Here is a 26598-nt window from a genome sequence, read left to right as displayed (position 1 = left end):
TGATCAGTACTCGATCACGACGCGGCCCTCGATCTTGCCGTGGCGCATTTCCTCGAAGACGTCATTGATCTCCTCCAGGCCCCGGCGGTGGAAAGTGGGGTGGATCTTGCCGGCGGCGTAGAACTCCAGGGCCTCGATCATGTCTTGCCGGGTGCCGACGATCGATCCGCGGATGGTCAGGCCCTTGAGGACGATATCGAAGATCGGGGCCGGGAATTCTCCGGGAGGAAGCCCGTTGAATACGATGGTGCCACCGCGTCGGGTCATATTGATCGCCTGGCCGAAGGCGGCCGGGTGCACCGCGGTGACCAGCACGCCGTGGGCGCCGGCGATCTGTTCTTGAATCTCCACGGCGGGATCGGCGACATTGGCGTTGACGGTGATTTCAGCCCCGTGTTCACGGGCCAGGGCGAGCTTGTCATCGGCAATATCCACGGCCACGACCCGCATGCCCATCGCGACCGCGTACTGCACGGCCAGGTGGCCTAGCCCGCCGATACCGGAGATCACCACCCATTGGCCCGGTTGCACTTCGGTGCGCTTGAGTCCCTTGTAGACGGTGACTCCGGCGCAAAGTACGGGGGCGACCTCAAAGGGATCGGCGCCTTCGGGGATCACCGGCGCGTAGCGGGCATCGACCAGCATGTACTCGCCGAAAGAGCCATCGACCGTATAGCCGCCGTTTTCCTGGGACTCGCAGAGGGTTTCCCAGCCGGTGCGGCAGTGTTCGCAGTGCCTGCACGCGCTCCACAGCCAGGCGTTGCCGACCAGATCGCCGACCGCCAGGTTGCTGACCTGATCGCCGATGGCCTCGACGACGCCCACGCCTTCGTGGCCGGGGATAAACGGTGGGGAGGGTTTCAGTGGCCAGTCGCCTTCGGCGGCATGCAGATCGGTGTGGCATACCCCGGAGGAGATGAGTTTGACCAGTGCTTGATGCCCGCTGGGGGAGGGGACGTCGGTATTTTCGACCGCCAGGTCGGTTCCGAAGTTCTTGACGATGGCGGCTTGCATGCTTGCCGGGGTTCCTGTTGGGGGTGTCATGCTCTGCTCACAGCTCCTATCCTGTTTGGGGACGATATGGTGACTGTGAGTCTAATCACACAGCGAGCGTGCAACGTTGCTCAAAGGTTGCACGACCGCTGTGAGGGCATGGGGGTTAGTTTGGGTCAGCGCTAGCGCTATGTGGCAGAGCTGGTGTCTTTCCTGGCGTCTTCCAGGGTGCGACCGGGCTTGGTCATCATCAGACCACCCACCAGCATCACGGCTCCGGCGATCGCATAGACGATCAGCGGGACATTCCATGTGCCGGTTGCCGTGGATAGCCAGCCACCCAGTAGCGGGCCGAGGGTACCGAACAGGTAGCCCACACTCATCGCGAAGCCACTGATCGCGCTGGATCCGGAGGTGGTGGAGGTGCGCAGGTTGAAGTGGGCGATCGCCAGCGGGAAGGCGCCACCGATCATACCGATCAGCACCGACCACACCAGGGGTAGCTGCGGGAAGAGGATCAACCCGATGAACCCGGCGATCGGTACCAGCACCAGGATCCACATGATCCAGCCGGTGCGGTTGACCCGTTGGGCCAGCCAGGGCACCACCAGGGCCGGGGGCAGGGTCATGAAGGTGAAGATCGAGTAGCCGATCGAGGCGGTTCCGGCATCGCCGGAGAGTGCCTCCAGCAGGGTCGGCATCCAGCCCAGCATCGCGTAGGTGATCAGCGAGGCCATGGCGTAGAACAGCGCGGTTCCGGCCGAGACCGGGTTGGTGATCAGCGCGCCGAGACCGAACTGTCGATCGGAGCTCTGATCAGCATCGGAGGTCTCGCCGGCTTCCTGATCGGCGCCGGCGGGGTGGCGGTGAAGATCTGGATAATCCAGGGGATCGCAGCCACTGCGGACAGCAGTGCCCAGGACCCGATCGAGACTCGCCAGGAACCGGTGGCCTCGGCCATCGGCAGCGCAACCATGGCCGGCAGTGTGGCACCGGCCTGCATGAGCAGGGCGAACAGGGTCAGCATCGGTGCCGGGTTATGCGCGAAGTAGCGCTTGACCAGTGGGGCGCCGACGACGTTACCCATACCCATACCCAGCAGGGCAACCACGGACAGGGTCAGGAAGCTGATGGGTTCCCCGACCATCGCGCGGATCGCCAGGCCCAGGACGGCCAGGATCATCGCCAGGGAGGCAGTGATCTCCAGGGAGGTTTTACGGATCAGCACCGGGGCCAGGAAGCCGGCGGCACCAAAGGCCAGGGTGGGCAACATGTTCAACAGCGTGGCGGCGCCGTCGCCCGTGTTCAGATCGTCACGGGGAATTACACCAGTATTCCGCCAGCTGACAATTGAACCCCGAGGTGACGGTGAGATTAACTACAGATTCTGCAGGGAGGAACGGCGGGGGTTGACCGGAGGGACCCGGCGGTTAGCGAGAGTGCTGATCGGTGGACTCGCGCACCGTGGACTCCCGCACCGTCTTTTGCTGGCGAGTGACCCGGCGCCAGAGGGCGAAACCGGCGGGAATCAGGATCAGCAGAAGACCCAGGGTGAGGATGAAGACTGAGAGGTGATCGCTGATCAGCTTTAGCACGAGGGTGGTGGCCAGCATGAGCACCCCGATCAGCCCCATCAGCACCAGACCCAGGGTGGTCGGAGAGATCCGTTGCGGGTTTTCCACATCTTCGGGACCGGGCTGCTGGCTGGACTGAGACGCGCGGCGGGCAGAACGTCGAGAGGACATGGGGCTATTGTCTCACGATACCGGCCCGATAGGCCGCGACCACGGCCTGCACGCGGTCGCGGGCGTGCAGTTTTTGCAAGATCTTGGACACATGGGTTTTCACGGTGGTTTCAGACACGAACAGCACCTCGGCGATCTCCTGATTGGACAGCCCTTCGGCCATGTGGACCAGTACTTCGCGCTCGCGGTTGGTCAAGGTCGCTATCGCCTGATCGAGTTCCTCGTGACAGTGCGGGGTGGCCGGGGAGGGCGTGCGCAGTTCGGTGGCCAGATGGTCGAGCAACCGGCGGGTGGTGGAGGGTGCGATCACCGCGTCGCCGTGGTGCACCGAGCGGATGCCGGACAGGAGTTGGTCGGGTGGGGCATCTTTGAGCAAGAATCCAGAGGCCCCGGCGTCGATGGCCTCCAGCGCGTATTCATCCAGGTCGAAGGTGGTCAGCACCACCACGCGGATCGTCGGGTGTTCGGCTAACAGCCGGCGGGTGGCTTCGATCCCGTTGAGTCCGGGCATGCGGATGTCCATCAACAGCACATCGCAGCACGCGATGGCCTCGGAGGTCAGGGCCTCAGTGCCGGTGGCGGCTTCGGCGGTGACGGTCAGATCGGGTTGGGAGTTGATCAGCATGCTCAGCCCGGAGCGGACCAGGTGTTGGTCGTCGATAACGCCGATGCTGATGGGTGCTGGGGGAGTGGTCATGCGGTGGCTTCCTGGTGTGGTGGGTCTCGGTGGTGGCGGTGAGGTTGGCGGGTTGCTCTCCCGGGGGCGAGGCTAGTTTTGCTCATAGGGTATCTCTGCGTGCACGCGGAACCCACTACCGTCGTGGCGAGGCCCGGCAGAGAGGATCCCTGAGTACAAATTGAGCCGTTCGCGCATCCCGATCAGCCCGTGGCCGGTGGTGGGGGTCTGGCTGGGCTCGCCCATCTGGTTTGACTCGCCCGTCTGGCTGGACTCGCCCGTTCCGCCGGTGTCATCGATGGTGACCGCGACCCCGCTGGGCCGCCAGCGCACCACGACCGAAGCGCGAGCATCCTCGCCGGCGTGTTTGCCGGTATTGGTCAGCGCCTCTTGCACGGTGCGGTAGATGACTAGTTCGGCACCGGCCGGCAGCGAGCGGGCCGGGGTGCCAGAACTGGTCAGCGTGACGTGTAGCCCGGTCAGCTGCACCGTGGCGATCAGATCGTCAAGGTCGGCCAGGCCGGGCTGGGGAGCGTAGTCGGTGGTCTCGGTATCGCGCAGGACTCCCAGTAGCCCGCGCATCTGATGCAGTGCATCTCGACCAGTATCGGCCACGGTGTCGAGCGTGTCGAGGGCCAGTTGGGGATTGGTGGTGCCGGCATACCGGCCGCCATCGGCTTGGGAGATGATCACCTGCAGGGAGTGGGCGATAATGTCGTGCATCTCGCGGGCGATCCGGTTGCGTTCATCGGCGGCAGCCAGCGCCCGTTCCTGGGTGGCTTCGACCTCCAGCTGTCGGGCACGATCCTGTAGGCGAGAAACAGCAAGTTTGCGGGTGCGGGCCAGGTCACCGAAAGCCCAGGGAGCCAGCACCAGCAAGGCACAGATCACGGTCAGCATGATCCCGGCGACCACTCGGCTCTCGAAGGTCTCGGTCCCGGGGGCCGGGTAGAGGTAGTAGTCGCCGGTGGTGGAGGTAAAGTCGAGCTGGATGGCTCGTTCCTCCGCGGTCAGCGGGGTCTGTAGTGCGGGATGATCGGCGGTGAGCACGTAGTGTTCGGGGGAGTAGATCACCCGCAACCCGTAGGCGATCGCGGCGAGCACGCCAGTGATCAGGCCGGCCAACGAGGCCCAGCGTGGGGCGTTTTTGGCCAGATTATAGACCATCATTGGGATGATCACCATCGAGGGGATCAGCATCGGGCCCAGAGCCAGTTGAATCAGTCCCAGCACGACCACGACCCCGGCGGCGAAGACCGGAACGCGTCGACGGATCACCCAGGTGGCCATGTGCAGGGTGGCCAAAATCAACGTGTAGACCCCGATGCCCTCCAGCGGGAGGGCGGGCGGCCAGTACCACAGCTGCCAGAAGGACGGGTCCGAAACCGGCAGGACGTTGCTGGGAAACACCAGCACCAGCCAGATGAGGCCGGCTTGGATGGCATCGTAGGCCATCGGGTGGTTCGTGGAGAACCGATCGAGGATGCGCAACGGGTTCATCATCTCTACCCTAAGGCGTTCCGGCGGAGTGGGGGTACTGTGGTGAGAACGTCGGGACACCGCGTGGCGGTTGACCGCCCCGGTAGGCTCAAGACATGGTTGACAATGATCCCACACCACCCGATCACGCACCACAGCACACGACCATTCCCTGGCACCGACTCAGCGATGGCGGATCGATCCCCGGGATCGGATTTGGCACGCTGGTGCAGTCTCGGCAGTATCAGGCTGCCACCGAACAGGCGATTGCACACGGCTATCGGCTGATCGATACCGCGCTACGCTACGACAATGAGCGCGATGTTGGAGCCGCTGTGCGCGCCAGCGGGGTGGCCCGGCAGAATCTGGTGATCACCACCAAAATCCCGGGGCGATGTCACGGTTATGACACCGCCCGGCAGTCGATCGAAACGTCCCTGGAACGGCTCGGGCTCGACCATATCGATATTGCCTTGATCCATTGGCCACTACCGCGACTGGACCGGTATGTGGAGACCTGGCACTCGATGATCGAAATGCGCTCCCAAGGGCTGATCACCACGATTGGTGTGTCGAATTTTCTGCCCGAGCACCTATTGCGGCTGCATGCCGAGTCGGGGGTGATGCCAGAGATCAACCAGATCGAGATGCACCCGTACTTTCCGCAGGCCGACCAGCGAGCCTTCCACGCTGAGCATCATATCGTCACTGAGTCCTGGTCGCCGTTGGGGCGGGGGACTGCGATCATGCAGGAGCCGGTGATCGCCCAGATCGCTGGGGCACACGAGGTTAAGCCGGCCCAGGTGATTTTGCGCTGGCATATCCAACACGATGCGATTCCGTTGCCGGCTTCGTCTTCACCGGAGCATCAGCGGGACAATCTGGCCCTGGACTTCACGCTGACCCCGGAAGAGATGGACCAGATCGATGGCCTGGCCCGGGGCCGGATATCGGGACAGGACCCACGCACCCACGAGGAGTTCTAGATGTTTCACGAGGTGGCGTTGTTGCAACTACGGCATACCGAACTATATGATGGGATGCGCCGCAACAACAGAGTGTGGTGTTGTGTTGAGATGACAGCACGACAGATCCCCACAGGTTAAGGGAGAAGCATGCAGAGATCACGGGTGGTCACCGCGCTGGCCGCGGGAGTCGTAGCGAGTACCGCGTTGACCGGCTGCAATCTGGACGCGCCGGGAGACCAAGCTGAGGGAGACCAGCCGGTGGTCCTGACCACGTTCACGGTGCTGGCCGATATGGCCGATAATGTGGCCGGCGAACACCTACAGGTCGAATCGATCACTAAGCCTGGTGCCGAGATTCATGGTTATGAGCCGACTCCCGGCGACGTCACGAAAGCCAGTGAGGCAGATCTGATTCTGCACAATGGACTGAATCTCGAGGTGTGGTTCGAGCAGTTCGTCGCCGATGCTGATGCCGACCACGTGGTGGTCACCGAGGGGATCGAGCCGTTGAATATTACCGAAGACGCCGGGGAAGGACTACCGAATCCGCACGCCTGGATGAGCCCGGAGCTGGCTCAGGTGTACGTGGACAATATGGCCGAGGCGTTTGGAGAACTGGATCCCGATCACGCCGAGGACTATCAGGCCAATGCGGAAGCGTATAAGGAAGAGTTACAGGATATTCAAGACGAGCTGATCGCCGAACTAGACCAGGTGCCCGAACAGCAGCGGGCTCTGGTGACCTGTGAGGGCGCGTTCTCCTATTTGGCCGCCGATGCCGGATTGACCGAGGACTACATTTGGCCGGTGAACGCCGAAGAAGAGGCGACCCCGCAGCAGATTGCTGACACCATCGAGTTTGTCTCCGACAACGATGTGCCGGCGGTGTTCTGCGAGTCCACGGTCAACGATCAAGCAATGCAACAAGTGGTGTCGGCCACCGACGCCGAGTTCGGCGGTACGCTGTATGTTGACTCACTGTCGGAACAGGACGGCCCAGTGCCGACCTACCTGGATCTGCTCCGCCACGATGCGCAGACCATCACGGCCGCGCTGACTGAGGAAGGCGAAGACGCTGCATGACCCCACCCGATGCCACACCGGAGACCTCCTCTGGTTCAGGTAACTCGCCCGGCTGGACAGCACAGCCTGCGTTCGAGGTGCGCAACGTGAGCGTGCACTATGGGGAGGTGACCGCGCTGAGCGGGGTGAACCTGGTCTTGGAGACCCGGGGGGTGACCGGTCTGGTGGGTATGAATGGCTCGGGGAAGTCCACGCTGTTCAAAACGATCATGGGGCTGATCCGGCCGACTACGGGGCGGGTGCTGATCGGCGGCGATTCCCCGCAGGTTGCGCGTAAACACGGCACGGTGGCCTATGTCCCCCAGAGCGAAGCGGTGGATTGGGCGTTTCCGATCAGCGTGCGCGAGGTGGTGATGATGGGCCGATACGGGCACATGGGTTTGACCCGACGCCCCGGACCCGATGATCACGCCGCGGTGGATGCGGCCCTGGAACAGGTGCACCTGAGTGATCTGGCTGACCGGCAAATTGGGCAACTCTCCGGCGGGCAGAAGAAGCGCGCTTTCGTGGCCCGTGGCATCGCCCAGGGGGCCGAGATCATGTTGTTGGATGAACCCTTCGCCGGAGTGGATCAGCGCAGCGAAGCCACCATGGTGGCCCTGTTGCGACAGGTAGCAGCCGAAGGGCGCACCGTGCTGGTCTCCAGCCACGATCTGCACGCGCTACCGGAGTTGGCCGATGACGCGGTGCTGTTAATGCGTCGGGTGTTATTCCACGGCCCGGTGGCCGAAGCACTCACGCCCGAAAAACTAGCCCTAGCCTTCGGGCTCCAGGATTCGGGTTCCAGGACAGCAACTCACGGGGATGAACGCGAGGGGATCAACTAGAGGGATGGATCGGTGAACCTTTTCGAATACCTCTCGGAGCTGTTGCTCGGACCGTTGCAGTACGAGTTCATGGTCAGGGCACTGATCACCACGGTGACCGCCGCGGTGGTGTGTGCGTTGTTGTCCTGCTGGCTGGTACTGATCGGCTGGTCGCTGATGGGGGACGCAGTCTCCCACGCGGTGCTACCGGGTGTGGTGATCGCCTACATTCTGGGCGCACCTTTCGCCGTAGGGGCCCTGGTCTTCGGGGTGCTGGCGGTGGTACTGATCGGGGTGGTCAACGGCACCTCGCGAGTCAAGGAAGACGCCGCGATCGGGATCGTGTTCACCACACTGTTTGCCCTGGGACTCGTGCTCATCTCGGTGACGCCGTCCCACACGGACCTGGGCCACATCATTTTCGGCAATATTCTCGGGGTCTCCCCGGCTGATCTGACGCAGATCATCATTCTGGCTGCGATCGCGCTGGCGGTGCTGTTGCTCAAACGGCGGGATCTGACGCTATACGCCTTCGATGCGGTACACGCGCATGCCATCGGACTCAACCCGCGGTTGTTGGGCGCCATCTTGCTGGGGCTATTAGCTCTCACCGCGGTGGTCGCCCTGCAGGTGGTCGGGGTCATCCTGGTGGTGGCGATGCTGATCATCCCCGGGGCAACGGCCTATCTGCTCACCAACCGATTTTCCCGGATGTTGATCATCGCCCCGACGATATCAGCGCTCGCCTCGGTGGCGGGACTGTATGCCAGCTACTGGATCGATGTCTCCCCAGGTGGGCTGGTGGTGCTGTTGCAGGGGCTGGTGTTTGCGGTGGTGTACTTCTTCGCCCCGCGCCAGGGGTTGATCACCCGCTGGGTCAGGCATCGACAAGTTCAACGCTCCACGTCTGACCCGGCGCAAGTTGCTGCTGCTGGTCCTGAACGATGACATCCAGCGGGTGCGAGGCCGCGTCGAGGAGTGTCAGCTCGGCGCGTTCGTGGGTGAGCTCGACGACCAGCGGCTGGCGCTGGACCAGGAGCGAGAATTTCACACCGGGTAGCTCCTCGGGCAGCTGCGGATTCAGCCGGAGCATGTTGCCACGGGTCTCGACCCCGGCGTAGCCACGGATCACCATATCCACACTGCCGGCCATCAGGCCCAGGTGCACGCCCTCACGGGTGGTGCCGCCCTGCGTGTCGGAGAGATCAACTTCCATCCCCTCGGTGAACAGCTTCCAGGAGTTCGACCGATCGATCCGGGCCGCCACCCAGCCGTGCACCAGCCGGGAGAGTGAGGAGCCGTGGGAGGTGCGGTGCAGATAGTAGTCCACGGTGGCCTCGTGGTCCTCGACGGTGTACTCGTAGCCCAGGCGGGAGAGCATGTCGTAGAGCTCTTCGGCCGAGAACAGGTAGGTCAGCATCAGTGTATCGGCCTGTTTGGAGAGCTTATACCGGTTGGTGGTATCACCTTCGGCCTGCAAAATCAGATCCAGCCGTCCGATATTGCCGTACTTGGCCCGGTAGCCCTCCCAATCGAATTCCAAGAGGTCCTGGTAACCCTCAAACTGGGCGATAATGTGTCGGCCGGAGACCTCTATGAAGGGCACGGTGAGTTTCGAGGCGACATCTTCCCAGGAGGCAACTTCTTCCACAAACAGGTCGAGCCAGTTGCCGACCGGGTCGTTGCGCTTTTCCAGATAGCGCAACCACTCGATGGTGGATTGCAACACCCACGCCAGCAACATGTTGGTGTAGGCGTTATTGCTCAGTCCGGATCCGCGGGTATCGGGGTAGCCGTCGTGGTACTCATCCGGTCCCATCACCCCGTGGATCGAGTACCGGTCGGTGGCGGGATCATAGCTGGTTAGCGAGACGAAGAACCGGCAGATCTCGACCAGCATTTCGGCCCCGTAGTCGGAGAGGAAGGACTCATCGTGGGTCGCCTCCAGGTAGCGCAATACCGAGTAGGCGATCGCTAGTGAGACGTGGCGTTGCCGGTGGGAATTATCCGGCATCCACATCTGCGAACGGGGGTTCCACAATTCGGTGGGGGTCTCTTCTCGGCCGTCGGAGCCGGATTGCCAGGGGTACATCGCCCCGTCGTAGCCTTCGGCGGCGGCCATGGCGCGGGCTTCACCCAGCCGGCGGTAGCGGTAGAGCAACAGCCCACGGGTGTATTCCGGCCGGCGCAGGATCAGCATCGGGTGGATGTAGAGCTCATCCCAGAACAGGTGCCCACGGTATCCCTCACCGTGTAGCCCACGGGCCGGCACCGAGGCATCGAGTTCTTCACGGTTACCGAACACGGTCTGCAGCACATGGAAGGTGTGGACGTTCAACGCCAGCTGGTGGCGCAACAGCGGCCGGTCGGAGGCCATGGTGTCCACCGGGGCGGTGCGGGTAATGTCGATGGGCCGACCGAAGTCGATCTCGACGGCAAATTTCGACCACAGCACGCCCCACATCTTCTCGTGGTAGCTCAGCAGATCGCGGAAACTTTTCACCCGGTTGATCCGTTTGCTGGAGTTGATCGCCGGGGTGGAGATCGCGTGATCACGCGAGGTGGTCATCGCTGCGATCTTTTCCAGGGAGAGTTTTTCGCCCGCGGTGACCTGCAGGTCGATCTCGTGGCCGATGGTCAGCTCATCGGCGCCGGTGATCAGATTGCGGGAGAGCTCCGGGGAGTACTCGGCGCTGTGCGCGCTGGATCCCGGTGAGCCCGGGGTGAGCCGGGTGCGGGTGGCGATGGCAACATGCACCTGAGATTGGGAGGTGACGGTTTCCAGTAGTACCGTCTCGGGGTCCAAGGTCTCGGCGGTGACCGGTTCCCAGTGACGGTTGGCCAGCTGTAGATCGTCGGTGACGTTCTGATTGGCCACCCGGCCGTTGATCCCGGAGCGGACCTGGACCCGACCGGACCAGTTCTCGGCGGTGATCTTGATCTGCATGGCAGCCAGGTTCTCCCCGGCCATGGACTGGAACTGGCGGGTGGTGACCTCGGTGATCCGGCCCGAGGCGGTGCGGTAACGGATGGTGCGACTCAGCAGCCCGCGACGCAGATCCAGATGTTGGTGGTAGTCTTCCAGGCTCAGCGACGGGTTCGTCGGGGAGAGCAGAGTGCCCTGGTCGTCGGTAATGGTCACATAGGTCCAGTCGGGCAGGTTGACCATGTGCTCGGTTTCGACCACGTGACCCTGCAGGTCGGTGGTGAGTCGGTTGAACACTCCAGCGGCGTAGGAGCCGGGGTAGTGTACCTCGGAGGCCAGGGTGCCCGGCACCGAGCCACGAGTGCCCCAATACCCATTCGCCAGGGTGCACAGGGCCTCACGGGTGCCCTCATTCTCGGGTTCGTAGCCGGTGAAGTTCAGCACCCAGCGGGAGTCCATATCGTGGGTGACGCGACGGTCGAGTTTCAGCGAGGTCAGATCGTCGGTGACGATGTGGGCGCCAGCTTCAGCCAGTCGGCCGGGATCCTGTAGCCGATCGACCCCGATCACCAGGCCGAATTCTCCGGCCGTAGCAGCGGTGACTCCGGAAACGGCGTCTTCGAGCACCACCATATCTTCGGGTTCCAGCCCCATCTCATCGGCTGCCCGTAAGAACATGGCCGGGGCCGGTTTGCCCTCGAGATCTTCGGCTAAGGCGGTGTTGCCGTCAACGATGACATCGAAGTAGTCGATCACGCCACCGGCGGTGAGCACATTGGGCGCGTTGCGCGAGGAGGAGACGATCGCGGTGGGGATCCGCTCGTGGCGGAGTTTGTCGAGCACCTCGGTGGCGTCGGCGAAGACCTCCACACCGTCTAAGGCCAGCACCTTGTCGAAAAAGGACTGTTTGAGCTCGGCCAGTCCTTGCACGGTGAGCTCGCCCTCGAAATCGGCAGCGGCTTCGGGCGTGATAGTTTCGGCGTCCTCACCGATGTGGGCGCGTTCGGGTACGGACAGATCGCGGGAGGCAAAAAAGTTACGCACGCCATCCTCGCGGGGCATGCCGTCGACGAACTGCAGGTAGTCGGAGTCACGATCGAACTCTCGCAACCGGTTGGGGTCGGCGATGACGACCTCGCGGTTCATCTCCAGCTGGCCGACCGCCGGCAGGGCTTGGTCAAACAGTTTCTTCCACGCTTCGGCATGAACCTGGACGGTTTTGGTAACCACCCCATCCATATCGAAGATCACGCCACGATAGTGACGCAGTCCGTGACGTCCAACAGAGGAGGTGACCTGATTCGAGGTGCTCAGTGGATGCATGATTCCATCGTAGGGTCAATCAACCCACCTGGCGGAAGAACTGCCGTGCGCCAGGTGGGTTGTGGTGTGCCGTGATGATGTTCACAGCCGGATCTGCCGGTGCGCTTAGGTGGTGAGGGCGTTTTTGGTGTTCTTCCGGCGCCAGATCTGTAGCCCAGCCACGATCGCGATCACGGCGAACCCACCCAGCGAGCTGAGGATCTCGGGGAAGATCAGCAGAATACCGCCGGCGATCAGGGCCACCGATTCCCACCAGTGAGACCGGTCGAGGAAGTAGCCGGCCGTGGCTGCTGCCAGGGCGGTCATCCCGATGATCACGAACACCAGGGTGCGCAAAAAGGTCAGGATCCCGTCGTCGCCCTGGAAGAGCAAAGCGGGCTCGAAGGCGAAGACGAACGGCACCATAAACCCGGCGATGGCTACACGCAGGGCGGTAACGCCCGAGACCAGCGGGTTGGAGCCGGCGATACCGGAGGCCGCGTAGGCGGCCAAACACACCGGTGGAGTGATATCGGCCAGCAGTCCGAAGTAGAACACGAACAAGTGGGCGGCCAGCACGGGCACATCAAAGGTTTCGATCAGGATCGGGGCGGCCACCGAGGCGGTGACCACATAGTTGGCGGTGGTAGGCAACCCCATGCCCAGCACTAGGCAGGCGATCGCGGTATAGACCAACACCAACAGGAAGCTCCCGCCGGCCAGGGTGAGGATCCCATTGGAGATCTGACCCCCTAGCCCGGTGGCGTTAACGGTGCCGGCAACCATTCCTGCCGAAGCGCAGGCGGCGATCACCGGCAGGGCTGCCTTCGCGCCGTCTTCCAAACACAGCACGAGTTCTTTGAGGTTCATCCGGGTCGAGGCGCGCAACAACGAAATGATCAAGGTGGCTGCCAGGCCCCACAGGGCCGCATTGGCCGGGGTGCGACCGGCCAGCATCAGCCCGATGATTACCGCCAGCGGTAGCAACATGTCGACCTTACGGGCCAGCAGTTTCCATGCCGGGAGATAATCGGAGTCCAGACCGCGGATCTTGTACCGCTTGGCTTCGTAGTGCACCGAGAGCATCGCACCCAGGAAGTACAGTACCGCCGGGACAATGGCGATCACGATAATGGTCTGATACGGGATCCCGGTGTATTCGGCCATGATGAACACCGCGGCACCCATGATCGGGGGCATGATCTGACCACCGGTGGAGGCGGTGGCCTCGGTGGCAGCAGCGAAGGTGGGTTTGAAGCCGATGCGTTTCATCAGCGGGATCGTGAAGGAACCGGAGGCCACGGTGTTGGCCACCGAGGAACCGGTGACAGTACCCTGCATGGCCGAGGCCACCACCGCGGCCTTGGCCGGACCGCCGGTGAACCGGCCGGTGAGTTTGGTGGCTAGCGAGTTGAAATAGGCTCCGATATCGGTCTTCAGCAGTAGCACACCAAAGAGCAGGAACAAGAACACGAAGGTCGAAGACACCTGGATCGGGGTGCCAAAGATCGACCGGGTGGTGAAGAAGGTCTGTTCGACCACATTGTCCAGGGAAGAGCCGGCGTGGTCGAACACTGGAACGAGATCGCCGCGCCAGAAGTACAGCAACGCACAGATCGCGATGATCACGATCGGCAGACCCACGCAACGGCGGGTGGCTTCCAGGATCAGGATGATACCGGCGGCAGCGACAAAGGTATCGAGGTTGGAGTAGCCGAACAGTTGCACGTCGACGCCGGTGATGTAGTCGTAGCGGTAGACCAGGTACCCGAAGACGGCCAGACATCCCAGAGCCAGGATCGTATCCACCCCCAGGGAGGTGAAGTACGCCCAGGACCGGGTGTTGGCCTTGATGCCAAGCTTTTTGTGGATCGGATACAGCAGGTAAATCATCGCCATGGCCGATCCGACGTGGATGGCACCTTGGATCAGGATGGGGCGGGAACCGGCCAGTGCGGTATAGAGCTGGAAGATGGTCAGACAGGCGCCGACGATAAAGACCAGAATGCGCCACAGGCCCATTTCGCTGTTGAGCCGGTAGCGGGCGGCGACGTCGTGTTCGCGCAGGACCTGTTCGGCGGCCTCGGCGTTGGCCGCGGAGTCGCTCTGGCCTTGTTGCAGAGCTTCGACTTCTGCGGCGGTGAGAACAGCGGAGGGTTGCTGTTCCTGGGTGGAGGAGGGGTCAGGTTGTTGCGCCACGGCGTATCCCTTCAGACTGAAACCTGATCGTCAGTGGTGTCGACGATGTACCAAGTGCTCGAGAGCACTGTATGAGCGTGAATGATGAGGTGGTGACCGGTATCGGCCACGCCGGGCCATCAACGCCAACCGCCCGGTTGCGGGAAACAGGCTGGTCGTTGATGGCCCGGTGGTGAATGGTCGATGGGTGGTTTACTCTTCGTCTGCCCCGGCCTCGTCAGCGTCATCGCTACTGTCGCCACCGTTAGCGGAGGCGCCGACCTCGTCGAAGTACTTCTGAGCACCGGGGTGAACCGGAATATCCCCCACGCCCAGCAGTCCGTCTTCAGCGTTGATCAGATCAGCCTGGGGTAAGGAAATATCATCGGCGTTTTCGTAGACAGTCTTGGTGAGCTCGTAGGCATCGTCCTCGCTGATCTGGCTGGTGGAGCCCAGCAACGCAGCGTAGACGGTCACGGTGAGCACATCGTCTTCGACGAAGTCGTAGGTGCCGGCTTCGATGGTGTAGGTCTCGAACAGCGTGTCGCCGGCGATGGCGTCAGCTTCTTCTTGATCCAGGGAGACCAGCTTCACATCATTGGTGGAAGCCAGTTCTTGCAGACTGGCCGCCGGAACACCCAGAATTTCGATGGAGGCGTCAATGTGGCCATCCTGTAGCAGGGAACGACCCTCGGTGAAACCTTCTTCATAGGCCTCATAGTCGCCCTCTTCCAGGCCGTAGGCTTCCAGGATCTCTAGGGCCACAGCGCGGGTACCGGAGCCGGGGGCACCGATGCCGACTCGCTTACCCTCCAGGTCCGAGATGGTGTCGATGCCGTTGCCTTCCAGGGTGATCACCTGAGCGGCTTCGGGGTAGAGCTGACCGATCCAGGCCACGTTCTCGATCCCGCCTTCAGCGCCCTCGAACTGGCCGGTGCCGGAAATGGCTTCCTGGGCGGTGTTGTTCTGGGAGAAGCCCAGCTGAGTAGAACCGTTGTTAATACGACCAATGTTGTCGGCGGACCCATCGGTTTCGATGGCGTCCAAGCTCAGATCGGTGTTCTGACCGATGACGTTGGCGTACTCGTTGCCCAGCGGGAAATACACGCCGGAGGACGAGCCGGTGGCGAAGGTGATGTCCTGGGTATATTCGGCGTCGCCGCCACCACCGTTACCGCCTTCGTCGCCACAGGCAGTCAGCGCCAAGGCGGCCACTGCCGTGGCTGCCACCACTTTCAGCGAGGTGAATGCTTTCATGAGTTCTCTCCTATGGTGTGAGGTGAGTGGACAATTCGGAATAGTGTGAGGGGTCTTCAGTTCTCAGAGCAGTGCCGCCGGCCAGCTGTGGGCCATCGGTTGGTTCGTCCCGCCCTGATCCAAACGCAAGGGCCAGTCTGGGGAAAACAGGCTGGGGTCTTCGCGCGGTGCCCGCAGGACCGTGAATCTCTCGTGGCCGGTGACTCCGTAGACGCCGGGTTGGGCCAGGGAATTATAGCTGAACGGGTTGGAGGGGTAGTAGGCCCCCGTATCGGGAAAGACCAGGATGTCGCCCTGTTCGACGCGGGGGAGTTGGATGCGGTGGGCAACCACATCGCCGGAGAAACAGCACGGGCCGGCTACATCATGTTGCTGGGTGCGCTGTGGATCACGCGGTGCCGCGGTGGGGTCGAGGACTTCGACGCGTAAGGGCCAGGCGGCGGGCATGAAAATGGTGCGGGTGGCGACCTGAGCTCCGGCGTGGGAAATCGCGATCCGGCGATCGCCGGCGTTTTTGGTGTACTCCACGAAGGAGGCGATGAAGCCGTGCTTGGCCAGAATCGAGCGACCAAATTCGGTCTTGACGGTGAACTCACCGTTGAACAGCAACGGTGCGTGTTCGGCCAAAAGATGTGCGTAATCGGTGAAGGTGGGGGTACGCTCATCGGAACCGAAGTTCACCGTGAGCCCACCGCCAATATCGAGGGTGTGAACTTGGGTGCGACCGACCCGTTCATTGATCTCGGTGGCCAGTTCGCTCAGTAGCTTGGCGCCGGTAACCATCGAGTCCAAAGACATGCCCTGAGATCCCACGTGGCAGTGCAACTGGTTCAGCCACGGGTGATCGAGATAGGCCTGGATGAGATCCTGCCGGTTGGTGCCGGTCTTCAGCGCGACCCCGAACTTGGAGTAATCGGAGGCAGTGCTCATCTCTTTGATACTGCCGGCTCCGATTTGCGGGTTAACGCGGAAGCCCAGCTGGGAGGTGGACTCGATCTGGTCTTTCAGCTCGCGGATGCGCTCGAACTCCTGGAAGTTGTCGATATTGATCGACACGCCCAGCTGGAGGGCAGAAGCTAGTTCGCGACGAGTTTTGGCCGGGGAATCAAACACGATCCGGCCGGGATCGATGCCGGTGGACAGCGCCACGGCCAGTTCACCGTCGGAGGCAACTTCGGTGGCCAGCCCCATCTGTACCAGGGCGGAGACCACGGTGGGAATCGAGTTGGCTTTGACCGCGAAGCAGTGAGAAACCGGCACATGGGTGGGGAAAGCGTGTAAGAGCTCATCGACGCCGGTGCGCACCGAGTCCCAGTCGATAAACGCTGCGATCGGTGCCGTATCCGGATCCAGCAGGCCCTGGTCGCGGGCCTCGGAAATGATCCGGTGGCGATCACGAGCGAGTAACGACATGGTGGTGTTTTCCTTTCCCCGCGGGGTGAGTGATCAAGACATCAGTTGTTGGCAGGATATGATACAAATTACAGATCATACATCATCCTTAAAGGATGATTTATCTCTGCGTGAAGGTGGTATGAACCCGAGGTGACGGAGGATCGTATGGATTCGGCATCGAGACAGGCTCGGCTGATGGTGGTGGAAGACCACCCTGTGGTCGCACTCGGGCTGATCAATATTTTCTCCGATGAGCCAGATCTGCAGGTGGTCGCTCAAGCCAGCTCGAGCCGTGAAGCGCTGAAGATGATCGGCCAGGAAAACCCAGATTTGGTGATCGTACCCATGCGTTTAGGCGGGGAGCTGGCCGGGTTGGGGCTGTCGCAGCGGATCAAGGAACGTCGCCCGGGCACGAAGGTGCTGATTTTTAGTAGTTATTTTTCGGCCGAGGAGATCGGGCTGGCCTATCTTAGTGGGGCCGATAGTTATTTGGTGAAGTATCAGTCGCCGCAGGCGCTCGTGGATACCGTGCGGGCGACATTGGCCGGCCAGCGGGTGTGGGCTGAGCCACTGGCGGGGGCACAGTTCACGGAGATCATCACCGATGTGCTGGAGTCGGCCGCACTGACTCGACGAGAAACCGAAGTGCTCGGGTTGATGGTCAGACGGCTGGGCAATGAGGAGATCGCCCGGAAGTTGGTGATCTCGTTATCGACAGTGAAATCGCATGTATCCCGGGTGCTACACAAGCTGGGTTACCGGGATCGGAAAGAGCTGATGGCTGATGTGGTGGTGCAAAGCAACCGAGTCAGCCGGTGAGAGGCTTGAGGACGAGCTGAAAAGACTCGTACGACAAGAAACACTACGAACGGGAAAGGACAACCACAGGCATGACTGCCACACCACGGAACACCGAAGATCTGGTGAGAAGCTACTACAGCACCGTAGATGCCGGGGACCCGGAGGCCACCGCGGCCCTGTTTGCCACGGATGCGACCTATCACCGACCCGGCTATGACCCGTTGGTGGGCCCGGCTATCGCGGAATTTTACCGCACCGAACGGGTCATTGAGTCTGGGGAGCACACCATCACCGAGGTGCTGGTGGACGGCCTGCGAGCCAGTTCTCGCGGGGTGTTCAACGGTGTGCTCAAAGACGGTCGTGCCGCTGAAGAAGGCTTCGCTGATTTCTGGGAGTTCAACGAGGACGGCACCATCGCCAACCGCACGTCATATTTTTACCGGGCTGCGGTTTAGCTGACGTGGAGCAGGATCTTCCCGCGGGAACCGCGCTGGTTGTGTTCCATCGCCTCGGCGGCTTGTTCCAGCGGGTAGGTGGTGTCGATGTCGACGGTGAGGCGCTGCTGGTCGACCTTCTCCAACAGCTCACGGAGGCGAGCGCCGTCGGGACGGACCCATACCCAGTGGCCTCCCGCTTCTTCCACGGATGGGTCGGCGGTGGAAGCGTGCCGGCCACCCTCGGTCAGGACCGCGAGCGTTTCGTCGCGCACGCCACCGACGAAGTCCAGCACGGCAGTGACTCCCTCGGGGGCGAGTTCTTTGACGCGGTCCTCGAGACCGTCACCGTAAGCGACCGGTTGTACGCCTAGCTCGCGGAGACGTTCATGGTTGGCCGCCGAGGCAGTGCCGATCACCGAGGCGCCACGCTCCACGGCCAGCTGAGCGGCCAGGTGGCCCACGCCACCAGAGGCAGCGTGGATCAGTACGGTATCGTCGCCGGAGACCGCAATGGTGTCGAGGCTACGCAGGGCGGTCAATCCGGCGAGGGGAAGGCCGGCGGCAGTGTCGAGATCCACCCCGTCGGGGATGGGCGCCACAGAGGTTGCCGGCAGGGCCACATAGTCGGCGTAGGTACCACCCTGGATAAAGTCTTTGCGACCGTAGGCAGCCACGCTATCGCCCGGTTTGAACTCGGGGGTATCGGGGCCGACTGTTTCGACCACACCGGCGACGTCCCAGCCTGGGGTCACCGGGAAGAAGGTGTCTATCATGGCATCCAGACCGCCACTCATCACCTTCCAGTCCACCGGGTTGACCGCTGCGCGCTGAACCCGAATCAGCACGGCACCGGGCGCGACTTTGGGGGTCGGTACATCGTGAAGTTCAAGGGTATGAGGTTCGCCGTATTTGAAGTAAGTCATTGCACGCATACTTCGCATAACAGCCGACCTTGTTGGCATATTCCTGCCTGTCGGATGGTGGCGCGCCCCACGTCGGGAAACGCCCCTGGGGCGACGCGTTTCTCGTGCGTTCCTAGTGCAGGGCCCCGCCGATCAGGGGTTCATCGGGTTCCGGGCGTAAGGATTCGTCGATCAGGATCTGTAGTGCTACCACGGCTTGGTCGATGGTGACGGGAACGGTTGGGTCAGGAAGATAGGGCACGTGGACGAATCCGGCTGGAACCGGGGTGGGCCACTGTGTGACGGCTGAGAGTAAGGAGTAGAGCACCTCATTGCACACGAAGCTGCCAGCGCTCAGAGACAATTGGACCGGCAGATCGATGGCACGCATGCGAGAATGAGCGGCTTTCAACCGCAATGTGGAGAACACGGCGGTGGGCCCGTGGGGATCGATGGGCTGATCCACCGGTTGGAACCCGGCGTTATCCGGGATGCGGGCATCGCGCAGGTTGAGTCCCACCCGCTCCAGGCGGATCGTTTCGGTGCCGGCTGCTAGGCCGACGGCGATGATCAGATCTGGTTGGATCGAGTCGACCTGGTCGAGCAACAGGCGAGCGGCAGTGCCGAATTCTACCGGAAGGCAGACGGCGTGGACCTCCGGGCTGATGTCGGCCTGTGACACTTTGTGGGCTACCTCCCACGACGGGTTATCGGTCATGGTGCCAAAGGGCTCGAATCCGGAAACTAGCACTCGGGTCATGGTGTTAGCTCACCTCGGTGCGGTGGGCGTGCCGATCCGGGGAGCCCTGCCAAAACTCGACCCGGGTGGCCTCGACCACCTCGCCACGGATCCGGACGGCCCTGACCTGGGCGGGCCACCAAAACGTCATCGCTGCCGCGCTACGGTAAGCCAACTGGGAACCTTTGCGACTACTTTTCGTGCTGGAGAAGGCCCATCCGCGCTCGCCGACATCTTTGACCACCAACGGGCGGGCATCGGGGACACCATGGACATCGACGGTGGATAAATTCACCACGTGCGGTTCGGGGACCTCGGCGTCGACAGCCGCGCGAAGCCACTGCAAAAATGCGGTGACTGGGTCATTGGGAAAGGCCTCCGGGTCAATGTCGGGGGCGGTACCGGTCATGGCCGGGATGGATTTCAGGAAACCACGGACAGCATCGGTCATAGCGTCCAGCCTAGTGTGTCGGTGCAATGTCGGTGCCGGCTCCCAGGTTCTTGGCCATGCTACTGTGGCCGATCAGCCCGGACTGATCGGTCCCTTCGGCCTCGAGGAGACCACGGAGTACGGTAGCTTGCACCAAGGCATTGACGGCCCACGGGTCAACTGACCGAGCAGGACATCTCGTGCCACGGCCCGGAAGATACGTCAGTCGGCAGGGATGGTGACGATCGTGGCCACTGTCCAGACCGCTCAGAAACCGATATTGCCTGGGCGAAGGTGCTACTGATGTGGTGCAGGTATGACAAGTCTGGCCAGCTGGTCGACGGTATGGTCTAGTTGCGTAGCGGTGGTCTGCGCTCCGAACGTGAAACGCACCGCGGTCTGAGCAAGATCAGCTCCATACCCCATGGCGATCAGTGCGGGGCTGGGTTCCTGGCTACCTGCAGCGCAGGCTGACCCCGCGGAACACATGATGCCGTAGCGCTGCAGGTCCAGTAATACCGACTCCCCGCTCCGGCCGGCAAATACGAAGGAGGCATGCCCGGGTAACCTGCAGTGCCGATGGCCAGTGAGTTGGGCCCCCGGAATTTCGGCCTCGACCCGGTGGATGAAGGCATCACGGAGATCGGTCAGGTCCGCAGACTCGTTCTGGGCCAATTCCAGGCCGGTGACCATTCCCACGGCTGCTGCGAGGTTCTCGGTCCCCGAGCGCAGACCGCGTTGCTGACCGCCACCGTGGATCAGCGGATCGCAGGGGGTCCGGCGACGCAGATACAGTGCCCCGATCCCCTTCGGGGTGCCGAGTTTATGACCGGCCAAGCTCATCGCCTGAACCCCGAGATCATCCACCTGCAGTGGAAGATCTCCGGCGGCTTGAACGGCGTCGGTGTGGAAGGGAACCCCGTATTTTTCAGCCACGGTTGCCAGGGCGGGAATGTCTTGGACGGTGCCGACTTCATGATTGGCGTATTGAATGCTGACCAGCGTGGTGTTTTCCCGCAGGGCATCCTCCAGGGCCGCGGGGGACACCCGACCGGTGGCATCTACCGGGAGTTGCTCGAGCTGATAACCGAACCGTTGCAACCAGATAGCGGATTCCCGCACGGCGGGGTGTTCGATGGCCGAGACCAGCAGGTGGCGGCCCCGAGGCGCAGCCAGGGAGATTCCTTTGACCGCGGTGTTATCGGATTCGGTCCCCCCGGAGGTGAAGATGATCTCGGAGGGTCGGGCACCTAGGTGGTTGGCGAGGCGCTGTCGGGCCGCTTCCAGCACACCCCGGGCCTCTTCGGCGGGTTCGTGTTGGGCCGCGGGGTTAGCAAAGGCGCCGGTCAGATAAGGCCACATCGACCGCAAGACCTCTGGTCGGGGTGGGGCGCTAGCTGCGTAGTCCAGGTAAATACTCACGAAAAGTCCAGTCCGAGGTCCAGGGCACGAATGTGGTGGGTCAAGGCTCCCACGCTGATCAGGTCCACCCCGGTGGCGGCAATGTCTCCCACCGTTTCGAGCCGCACCCCGCCAGAGGCTTCCACCAGGGCCTGTCCAGCGATGAGTTCCACACCGCGATGCAGATCCTGAAGCGAGAAATTATCCAGCATGATGGTATCCGCCCCGCCGTGCAAGGCGGAGGGGATCTGGTCGAGGCGGTCGACTTCCACTTCCAGGTGCACGGTGTGTGGCACTTGGGCTTTGGCGTCTCGGATCGCGCTGGTCAGATCCCGGCCCCCTGTGGCAACCACAGCCAGGTGGTTATCCTTGGCCAGTACCGCATCGGAGAGGCTGAAGCGGTGATTATGGCCTCCTCCGCACCGCACCGCATGGCGTTCCAAGGCGCGCAAGCCGGGAGTGGTTTTACGGGTGTCGACAATGCGGGCTCGGGTTCCGGCGACAGCAGCGACGTAGGCGGCGGTGGTGGTCGCAATGCCACACATTCGTTGCACCAGGTTCAGTCCGATGCGCTCGCAGGTCAGAATGGGCCGGGCGGGCCCTGAGATCCCGGCCAGCACCTGGCCCCGGTCAAATTCGGCGCCCTCGTCGATCGTGAGATCCACGGCCACCTCGGGGTTCAGCGCGGTCAGAGCCCGGACGAAGACCTCCCCGCCACTGAAGACCCCGGGCTCACGGGCGACCAGCTCGGCGGTGATCTGTGCTGTGGCAGGGACGAAGGCCTGAGTGGTGAGGTCTCCGAAGGGTACATCCTCCTCCAGCGCGATATGGATCACCCGGTCAATCTGTGAGGGTTTCATGTCTGTCACCTCATCTCGGCTTGGCGGCTAGCATCCGGTCCAAGGCGACCTTGGCCGGGATGGCGATCTGTTCGGGCACGCTGATCTGATTGCTGACCCTGCCGGCCACCAGGTCGTCGAGTACCCAGGCCAGATAGCCAGGATGGATGCGGTACATCGTCGAGCAGGGGCAGATCACTGGGTCGAGGCAGAAAATGGTGCGGTCGGGGTATTGAGCGGCCAGCCGGTTGACCATGTTGATCTCAGTGCCCACTGCGATGACGTCGCCGGGGTGGCTGGCGGCAACGACTTTGTGGATGGCATCGGTGGAGCCGGACGCGTCGGCGGCATCGACCACCGGCATGGGGCATTCGGGGTGAACAATGACCTTCACCCCGGGAGCATCGCGACGGGCTTTGTCGATCTGATCGACGGTGAAGCGCCTATGGACCGAGCAGAAGCCATGCCAGAGCAACACTTTGGCGTGTTGCAGGTCTTCTGCCGTATTGCCACCTTGCGGTTGGCGGGGATTCCACATCGGCATTTGCTCCAGCGGAATGCCCATCGCTTTGGCAGTATTGCGACCCAGGTGTTGATCGGGGAAGAACAATACCCGGTGGGCGCGTTCGAAGGCCCACTCCAACACGGTGGCGGCGTTGGAAGAAGTGCACACGATGCCTCCGTGCCGGCCACAGAAAGCTTTCAGGGCCGCTGAGGAGTTCATGTAGGTCACCGGGATGACCGGCAGTTTTCCGTTGGCATCGGGTTCGGGGTTCTCCGGGTCGAAACCATAGACCGCGGCGATGTCCTCCCAGGCGGTTTCTACCGAGTCCTCATCGGCCATATCGGCCATGGAACACCCGGCAGCGAGATTGGGCAGGATCACTTTCTGTTCGGCGGTGGAGAGAATGTCTGCGGTTTCGGCCATAAAGTGAACTCCGCAGAAGACGATGGCTTCGGCCTGTGGGCGAGTGAGGGCGGCGTTGGCCAGTTGGAAGGAGTCTCCGACAAAGTCGGCGTGCTGGACGACCTCGTCGCGTTGATAAAAGTGGCCGAGGATGACCAGCTTGTCTCCCAGGGTGGCCTTGGCCTGTCGAATCCGGCGGTGGAGTTCCTCGTCGTTCATTGTCCGGTACGCCTCGGGGAGCTGGCCGGGCCGGGCGATGGCATTCGTCGGGGCGAAACCCGGCACGTTGTCGTCTTGGGAGGAACCGGGCCCATAGCCGGGGATGGCATCGAAGGCCCAGGGGTCATCTGCCAGGGAATCGTGACAGGTTTGGGCCGGTGCTAGGTTGATTCGCTGATGAATGGACAGTGTGGTCATTGATCGGTCTCCTGGATGGTGAGTATGTAGCGGGAACGTTCCGGGGCGGAACGATAAAGTTTGGGGGGCCGGTGGGCGGTTCCGGTTTGGCGGCGTCCGGTGTCTTCCACAGTGCCCTGGGCCAAAATCTGGCGTCGAAAATTAGAGGGGTCCAGCGCCCGGTCGAGGATGGCCTCGTAAACCCGACGCAAGTGGGCCAGTGGGAATTCCTCGGGGAGAAACGCGTGAGCGATCGGTGAGTAGGTGACCTTAGCGCGCAACCGATGTAAGGCATAGTCGAGAATGACGCCGTGGTCGAAGGCCAGGTGCTCGGCGTTGTCGGCAACCTCATCGACGGGGAACCACTCCACATTGTCACCATCAACAGAGGCGGCGTCCTCATCCTGGCCGACCAAGGCCCAGTAGACAATGGAGACCACGCGGGCGTGGCTGAGAGCATCAGCGCTGTGGGAGCGGTCCACATCACCGAACGCGTAGAGCTGTTCGAGGTGGCGCGGGCTCAGTCCGGTGGTGCGTTGCAGGGTCGTCTGGGCCGATTCCACGAGGCTCTGCTCGGGAGCTAGGGGCCCGCCAGGTAGCGCCCAACGACCCTGATAGGGTTCGCGGATGCGCCGGACCAGAGGCAGCCAGAGGGTTAGTTCCCCGGTGTCAGGATGCGGACGCAACGTGAAGACCACGGTAGAGACAGCCAATTCAAGACGGTCTGACATGGTGACTTACCCCCTCTGGTTAGGTGAGTGACACCATACAGGCCCCATAAGGTCAATTCAACCTGAAGTCGATGTGGGTTAAGAAATGGGTTAAGACACGACGGCGACCCGTCCTGTCATCTCAGGACGAGCCGCCGTCGTGGTTCGTTTTTCGTCAGTTCCCTCAGCGGGCAACTTCAGCGTGCACTGTCAGCGCAAGGAGGCGTAAGGAGCCTGCGCGGATCAAGCCTGACTACCGGCCGGGGTGAAGTCCCGGGAGCCCAGGAAGTCCGGGCGCAGGTGCGGTGCCGCATAGGGCGGGTCCACCGGGGTTTCTCCACAGAGTTGTAGACGATGAACACGTTGGACCGGGAGTAGGGAGTGACGTTGCCGTTGGAGGCGTGCATGCAGTTGGAGTCGAACATAATCGCTCCACCAGCGGGGCCTTCCAGCACGTCAATGCCGAATCGATCGGCGAAATCGGTCAGAATCTGTGGGTCGGGAACGCCGGCACCCTGCATCACCAGGGACTGCTTGTAGTTATCGTCCGGGGTCTGGCCCTGGCAGACGATGTAGTGCTGGTGGGAGCCCGGCATGATCATTAGCGGACCGTTGAAGGAATAGTTATCGGTCAGCGAGATCGAGATCGACACAGCCCGGGGTCCGGGCATGCCGTCCTCGGCGTGCCAGGTTTCGAAATCCGAGTGCCAGGTGAAGTCCTTACCCACAAACCCGGGCTTGTAATTGATCCGGGATTGGTGGATGTAGACATCGGATCCGAGAATTTGCCGGGCGCGGTCGACCAGGCGGGGATCATTGGCGATCTTCTTGAAGACCTCGTTGCTACGGTGAATATCGAAAATGGAACGGACCTCATTGGACTTAGCTTCCACCACAGTCCGTTCGTCCTGCTTCACCTCGGGGTCCTCGGCGAGTCGCTTCAACTCATCCTTGAACTGCTGGAGTTCTTCGGGGGTGATGAGCTGATCGATGGTGAGGTAGCCCTTCTCGTCGAAGCTCTGCAGGGTCTGCTCGTCGAGCGGGCCTTGTTCTGCGGTGCCCTGGACAACGCGGTCTGGGCGAGGAATGACCCGGGGTTCTTCGCCGGTGCGGGTCGGATAGAAATCAGTAGTGGTGTCAGCCTTGTCAATGGTGGTCATGTACTCTCCTTCCTACATGTTGATCCATGGTCGTCCGGAGTTCAGTTATGTTGCCATGATGGCCACAGTGTGGCAGGCGCCTGATAGTGCCACTACTCGTGGACCCTAGCAGGGATAGCCAGAACTGCAACCGTTGGGGCGCGGCTGAAGCTCCCGGTGAGTCTGCGCGGTGAGCCGGGAAAGGGCAGTGGCCCCTGGGGTCCGTAGTGCCTCATGTCAAACTGAGCGCGAAGGGTAAGTCGTGCCTCACAGATCGTGAGCGCGAGAGGTCGCGTGGCTGCAGTGTCGTGCCTCAGCTAGTTTGAGCGCGAAAACTTGGGTTAGCTGGCTTTGGTGCGGATGCCGGTGGTGCGGCGTTTTTGCCGGGCCTGGTGCTTGCTGTCGAGGTCGGCGGCGATGGTGAGGGTTTTGTCTTTGGCCAGGCTGATCAGCCGGTCTTGGTAGGTCAGGATTTGGCGGGTCAGCTGGGCTGGATTGATCCTGCGGTAGATGGCCGCTAGCTCTTCTTGTTGGGCGGTGGAGAGGATCCCGGCATCCAGCAGCCGGTGGTAGGGAGTCTTGGGTTTGTCATAGAGGCGTTTGCGCCGCCCGCTGGCGTCTTGGGTCCAGCCGGTGGGTTTTTTGGTGGCGGTGAAGTAGTTGAGTTTCAAACCCACCACCTGCCATAGGGCCGCCAGGATGGCGCGTTGATCTGCGGTGTCGTACCGGTAGTGAAACCCAAATTTTCGCACGGCGTGGTTGTTTTTGGATTCCACGGTGGCTTGATCATTTTTTTGATACGGCCGGCCCCGGGTGAAAAAGATCAACCGGTCAGCAGCCCAGTGCATGACTTCGTGGTTGATGAACTCTGACCCGTTGTCACAATCTAAGCCCGCGATCCCATAGGGGATGGCGGCTGCGGCCCGGTCCAATCCTGCCAGGATGTGCACTTGGGCGTTATGACGGAGCACTTCTAGGTGCACCCACCCGGTGCGCACATCAGTCATGGTTAGGGTGCGGGCGAATTCGCCTTGCAGGGTTGGCCCGCAATGGGCCACCGTGTCGGTTTCGAAAAACCCTGGTTCGTCT

Annotated in this window: 26 protein-coding genes; 7 read left to right on the top strand and 19 right to left on the bottom strand. The window is 62.1% G+C overall.

Annotation, left to right across the window (positions count from 1 at the left end; all coding sequences use genetic code 11):
• Positions 1-3: 3 nt before the first annotated feature.
• The 6 genes from adhP to DCC24_RS05115 form a co-directional block, all read right to left on the bottom strand.
• Positions 4-1044 carry an alcohol dehydrogenase AdhP gene (adhP, locus tag DCC24_RS05140; RefSeq protein ID WP_110098854.1) on the bottom strand — a complete coding sequence of 347 codons (1041 nt, stop codon included), beginning with the start codon at positions 1042-1044 and terminating at the stop codon, positions 4-6.
• 137 nt (positions 1045-1181) lie between these two features.
• Positions 1182-1730: an MFS transporter gene (locus DCC24_RS05135; RefSeq protein WP_110098853.1), complete on the bottom strand. Its 549-nt coding sequence runs from the start codon at positions 1728-1730 to the stop codon at positions 1182-1184.
• 41 nt (positions 1731-1771) lie between these two features.
• Positions 1772-2266 carry a hypothetical protein gene (locus DCC24_RS05130; RefSeq protein WP_110098852.1) on the bottom strand — a complete coding sequence of 165 codons (495 nt, stop codon included), beginning with the start codon at positions 2264-2266 and terminating at the stop codon, positions 1772-1774.
• Between the two features lie 157 nt (positions 2267-2423).
• Positions 2424-2738: a hypothetical protein gene (locus DCC24_RS05125; protein ID WP_110098851.1), complete on the bottom strand. Its 315-nt coding sequence runs from the start codon at positions 2736-2738 to the stop codon at positions 2424-2426.
• Between the two features lie 4 nt (positions 2739-2742).
• On the bottom strand, positions 2743-3435 hold the full coding sequence (locus DCC24_RS05120; protein WP_199446223.1) for a response regulator transcription factor: 693 nt from the start codon (positions 3433-3435) through the stop codon (positions 2743-2745).
• A 72-nt stretch (positions 3436-3507) separates the two neighbouring features.
• Positions 3508-4917 (bottom strand): sensor histidine kinase, encoded by a 1410-nt coding sequence (locus DCC24_RS05115; protein ID WP_110098850.1) that lies wholly within the window; start codon positions 4915-4917, stop codon positions 3508-3510.
• 92 nt (positions 4918-5009) lie between these two features.
• Here DCC24_RS05115 and DCC24_RS05110 point away from each other — a divergent pair, with 92 nt between their 5' ends.
• The 4 genes from DCC24_RS05110 (at position 5010) to DCC24_RS05095 (ending at position 8698) form a co-directional block, all read left to right on the top strand.
• Positions 5010-5879 (top strand): aldo/keto reductase, encoded by an 870-nt coding sequence (locus DCC24_RS05110; RefSeq protein ID WP_110098849.1) that lies wholly within the window; start codon positions 5010-5012, stop codon positions 5877-5879.
• Positions 5880-6008: 129 nt separating this feature from the next.
• Positions 6009-6944 (top strand): metal ABC transporter substrate-binding protein, encoded by a 936-nt coding sequence (locus DCC24_RS05105; RefSeq protein WP_110098848.1) that lies wholly within the window; start codon positions 6009-6011, stop codon positions 6942-6944.
• A complete protein-coding gene (locus DCC24_RS05100; protein ID WP_110098847.1) occupies positions 6941-7771 on the top strand; it encodes a metal ABC transporter ATP-binding protein in 831 nt (276 codons plus the stop codon). The genes DCC24_RS05105 and DCC24_RS05100 overlap by 4 nt, the downstream gene beginning before the upstream one ends.
• A gap of 69 nt (positions 7772-7840) precedes the next feature.
• Positions 7841-8698, top strand: coding sequence for a metal ABC transporter permease (locus DCC24_RS05095; protein WP_208392267.1), 858 nt, complete (start codon positions 7841-7843; stop codon positions 8696-8698).
• Here the strand turns inward: DCC24_RS05095 and DCC24_RS05090 are convergent.
• The 4 genes from DCC24_RS05090 to DCC24_RS05075 form a co-directional block, all read right to left on the bottom strand.
• On the bottom strand, positions 8628-11999 hold the full coding sequence (locus DCC24_RS05090) for an HAD-IA family hydrolase (RefSeq protein ID WP_110098845.1): 3372 nt from the start codon (positions 11997-11999) through the stop codon (positions 8628-8630). The two genes, DCC24_RS05095 and DCC24_RS05090, sit on opposite strands and share 71 nt — an antisense overlap.
• 105 nt (positions 12000-12104) lie before the next feature.
• Entirely contained in the window at positions 12105-14177 is a 2073-nt protein-coding gene (locus DCC24_RS05085; RefSeq protein ID WP_233491991.1) for a TRAP transporter permease, read from the bottom strand.
• 192 nt (positions 14178-14369) lie between these two features.
• Positions 14370-15413: a TAXI family TRAP transporter solute-binding subunit gene (locus DCC24_RS05080; RefSeq protein ID WP_110098844.1), complete on the bottom strand. Its 1044-nt coding sequence runs from the start codon at positions 15411-15413 to the stop codon at positions 14370-14372.
• A gap of 63 nt (positions 15414-15476) precedes the next feature.
• On the bottom strand, positions 15477-16826 hold the full coding sequence (locus DCC24_RS05075; protein WP_110098843.1) for a diaminopimelate decarboxylase: 1350 nt from the start codon (positions 16824-16826) through the stop codon (positions 15477-15479).
• A 147-nt stretch (positions 16827-16973) separates the two neighbouring features.
• On the opposite strand from DCC24_RS05075, the gene DCC24_RS05070 reads away from it, so the two are divergent.
• Both DCC24_RS05070 and DCC24_RS05065 read left to right on the top strand, forming a co-directional pair.
• A complete protein-coding gene (locus tag DCC24_RS05070; RefSeq protein WP_110098842.1) occupies positions 16974-17627 on the top strand; it encodes a response regulator transcription factor in 654 nt (217 codons plus the stop codon).
• 71 nt (positions 17628-17698) lie between these two features.
• Positions 17699-18064 (top strand): nuclear transport factor 2 family protein, encoded by a 366-nt coding sequence (locus DCC24_RS05065; RefSeq protein WP_110098841.1) that lies wholly within the window; start codon positions 17699-17701, stop codon positions 18062-18064.
• Here DCC24_RS05065 and DCC24_RS05060 read toward each other — a convergent pair.
• From DCC24_RS05060 to DCC24_RS05050, 3 genes are all read right to left on the bottom strand, one after another.
• Positions 18061-18978 carry an NADP-dependent oxidoreductase gene (locus DCC24_RS05060; protein WP_110098840.1) on the bottom strand — a complete coding sequence of 306 codons (918 nt, stop codon included), beginning with the start codon at positions 18976-18978 and terminating at the stop codon, positions 18061-18063. The two genes, DCC24_RS05065 and DCC24_RS05060, sit on opposite strands and share 4 nt — an antisense overlap.
• Positions 18979-19081: 103 nt before the next feature.
• Entirely contained in the window at positions 19082-19708 is a 627-nt protein-coding gene (locus DCC24_RS05055) for a pyroglutamyl-peptidase I (protein WP_110098839.1), read from the bottom strand.
• Positions 19709-19712: 4 nt separating this feature from the next.
• On the bottom strand, positions 19713-20138 hold the full coding sequence (locus DCC24_RS05050) for a pyridoxamine 5'-phosphate oxidase family protein (protein ID WP_110098838.1): 426 nt from the start codon (positions 20136-20138) through the stop codon (positions 19713-19715).
• Between the two features lie 13 nt (positions 20139-20151).
• Between DCC24_RS05050 and DCC24_RS12035 the strand changes: the two genes are divergently transcribed.
• Positions 20152-20301 carry a hypothetical protein gene (locus DCC24_RS12035; RefSeq protein WP_158524600.1) on the top strand — a complete coding sequence of 50 codons (150 nt, stop codon included), beginning with the start codon at positions 20152-20154 and terminating at the stop codon, positions 20299-20301.
• Between the two features lie 113 nt (positions 20302-20414).
• Here the strand turns inward: DCC24_RS12035 and DCC24_RS05045 are convergent, their stop codons facing one another.
• From DCC24_RS05045 to DCC24_RS05020, 6 genes are all read right to left on the bottom strand, one after another.
• Positions 20415-21539: a cysteine desulfurase family protein gene (locus DCC24_RS05045; RefSeq protein WP_110098837.1), complete on the bottom strand. Its 1125-nt coding sequence runs from the start codon at positions 21537-21539 to the stop codon at positions 20415-20417.
• Positions 21536-22378: a carboxylating nicotinate-nucleotide diphosphorylase gene (gene nadC, locus DCC24_RS05040; RefSeq protein ID WP_110098836.1), complete on the bottom strand. Its 843-nt coding sequence runs from the start codon at positions 22376-22378 to the stop codon at positions 21536-21538. Before nadC ends, DCC24_RS05045 begins: the two co-directional genes overlap by 4 nt.
• A 10-nt stretch (positions 22379-22388) precedes the next feature.
• Positions 22389-23681 (bottom strand): quinolinate synthase NadA, encoded by a 1293-nt coding sequence (gene nadA, locus DCC24_RS05035; RefSeq protein ID WP_110098835.1) that lies wholly within the window; start codon positions 23679-23681, stop codon positions 22389-22391.
• Positions 23678-24391, bottom strand: a complete 714-nt coding sequence (locus tag DCC24_RS05030; protein WP_110098834.1) for an NUDIX domain-containing protein — start codon at positions 24389-24391, stop codon at positions 23678-23680. Before DCC24_RS05030 ends, nadA begins: the two co-directional genes overlap by 4 nt.
• A gap of 176 nt (positions 24392-24567) precedes the next feature.
• Entirely contained in the window at positions 24568-25530 is a 963-nt protein-coding gene (gene thpD / locus DCC24_RS05025; protein ID WP_233491990.1) for an ectoine hydroxylase, read from the bottom strand.
• Between the two features lie 320 nt (positions 25531-25850).
• A partial coding sequence (locus tag DCC24_RS05020; RefSeq protein WP_199446221.1) for a DDE-type integrase/transposase/recombinase occupies positions 25851-26598 on the bottom strand: 748 nt, incomplete at its 5' end.

This window comes from Auritidibacter sp. NML100628 (genome assembly GCF_003185985.1).
Taxonomy (GTDB): Bacteria; Actinomycetota; Actinomycetes; order Actinomycetales; family Micrococcaceae; genus Auritidibacter; species Auritidibacter ignavus.
Note: the sequence above shows the minus strand (reverse complement) of the source record. Positions and strands in the feature narration are given on the sequence as shown.

What these genes read in the sequence shown, in the direction of transcription:
- adhP (WP_110098854.1), bottom strand. Translation starts at nt 1,044, where the DNA reads ATGACACCCCCAACAGGAACCCCGGCAAGCATGCAAGCCGCCATCGTC.
- DCC24_RS05135 (WP_110098853.1), bottom strand. Translation starts at nt 1,730, where the DNA reads ATGGCCTCGCTGATCACCTACGCGATGCTGGGCTGGATGCCGACCCTG.
- DCC24_RS05130 (WP_110098852.1), bottom strand. Translation starts at nt 2,266, where the DNA reads ATGTTGCCCACCCTGGCCTTTGGTGCCGCCGGCTTCCTGGCCCCGGTG.
- DCC24_RS05125 (WP_110098851.1), bottom strand. Translation starts at nt 2,738, where the DNA reads ATGTCCTCTCGACGTTCTGCCCGCCGCGCGTCTCAGTCCAGCCAGCAG.
- DCC24_RS05120 (WP_199446223.1), bottom strand. Translation starts at nt 3,435, where the DNA reads ATGACCACTCCCCCAGCACCCATCAGCATCGGCGTTATCGACGACCAA.
- DCC24_RS05115 (WP_110098850.1), bottom strand. Translation starts at nt 4,917, where the DNA reads ATGATGAACCCGTTGCGCATCCTCGATCGGTTCTCCACGAACCACCCG.
- DCC24_RS05110 (WP_110098849.1), top strand. Translation starts at nt 5,010, where the DNA reads ATGGTTGACAATGATCCCACACCACCCGATCACGCACCACAGCACACG.
- DCC24_RS05105 (WP_110098848.1), top strand. Translation starts at nt 6,009, where the DNA reads ATGCAGAGATCACGGGTGGTCACCGCGCTGGCCGCGGGAGTCGTAGCG.
- DCC24_RS05100 (WP_110098847.1), top strand. Translation starts at nt 6,941, where the DNA reads ATGACCCCACCCGATGCCACACCGGAGACCTCCTCTGGTTCAGGTAAC.
- DCC24_RS05095 (WP_208392267.1), top strand. Translation starts at nt 7,841, where the DNA reads ATGGTCAGGGCACTGATCACCACGGTGACCGCCGCGGTGGTGTGTGCG.
- DCC24_RS05090 (WP_110098845.1), bottom strand. Translation starts at nt 11,999, where the DNA reads ATGCATCCACTGAGCACCTCGAATCAGGTCACCTCCTCTGTTGGACGT.
- DCC24_RS05080 (WP_110098844.1), bottom strand. Translation starts at nt 15,413, where the DNA reads ATGAAAGCATTCACCTCGCTGAAAGTGGTGGCAGCCACGGCAGTGGCC.
- DCC24_RS05075 (WP_110098843.1), bottom strand. Translation starts at nt 16,826, where the DNA reads ATGTCGTTACTCGCTCGTGATCGCCACCGGATCATTTCCGAGGCCCGC.
- DCC24_RS05070 (WP_110098842.1), top strand. Translation starts at nt 16,974, where the DNA reads ATGGATTCGGCATCGAGACAGGCTCGGCTGATGGTGGTGGAAGACCAC.
- DCC24_RS05065 (WP_110098841.1), top strand. Translation starts at nt 17,699, where the DNA reads ATGACTGCCACACCACGGAACACCGAAGATCTGGTGAGAAGCTACTAC.
- DCC24_RS05060 (WP_110098840.1), bottom strand. Translation starts at nt 18,978, where the DNA reads ATGCGTGCAATGACTTACTTCAAATACGGCGAACCTCATACCCTTGAA.
- DCC24_RS05055 (WP_110098839.1), bottom strand. Translation starts at nt 19,708, where the DNA reads ATGACCCGAGTGCTAGTTTCCGGATTCGAGCCCTTTGGCACCATGACC.
- DCC24_RS05050 (WP_110098838.1), bottom strand. Translation starts at nt 20,138, where the DNA reads ATGACCGATGCTGTCCGTGGTTTCCTGAAATCCATCCCGGCCATGACC.
- nadC (WP_110098836.1), bottom strand. Translation starts at nt 22,378, where the DNA reads ATGAAACCCTCACAGATTGACCGGGTGATCCATATCGCGCTGGAGGAG.
- nadA (WP_110098835.1), bottom strand. Translation starts at nt 23,681, where the DNA reads ATGACCACACTGTCCATTCATCAGCGAATCAACCTAGCACCGGCCCAA.
- DCC24_RS05030 (WP_110098834.1), bottom strand. Translation starts at nt 24,391, where the DNA reads ATGTCAGACCGTCTTGAATTGGCTGTCTCTACCGTGGTCTTCACGTTG.
- thpD (WP_233491990.1), bottom strand. Translation starts at nt 25,530, where the DNA reads ATGACCACCATTGACAAGGCTGACACCACTACTGATTTCTATCCGACC.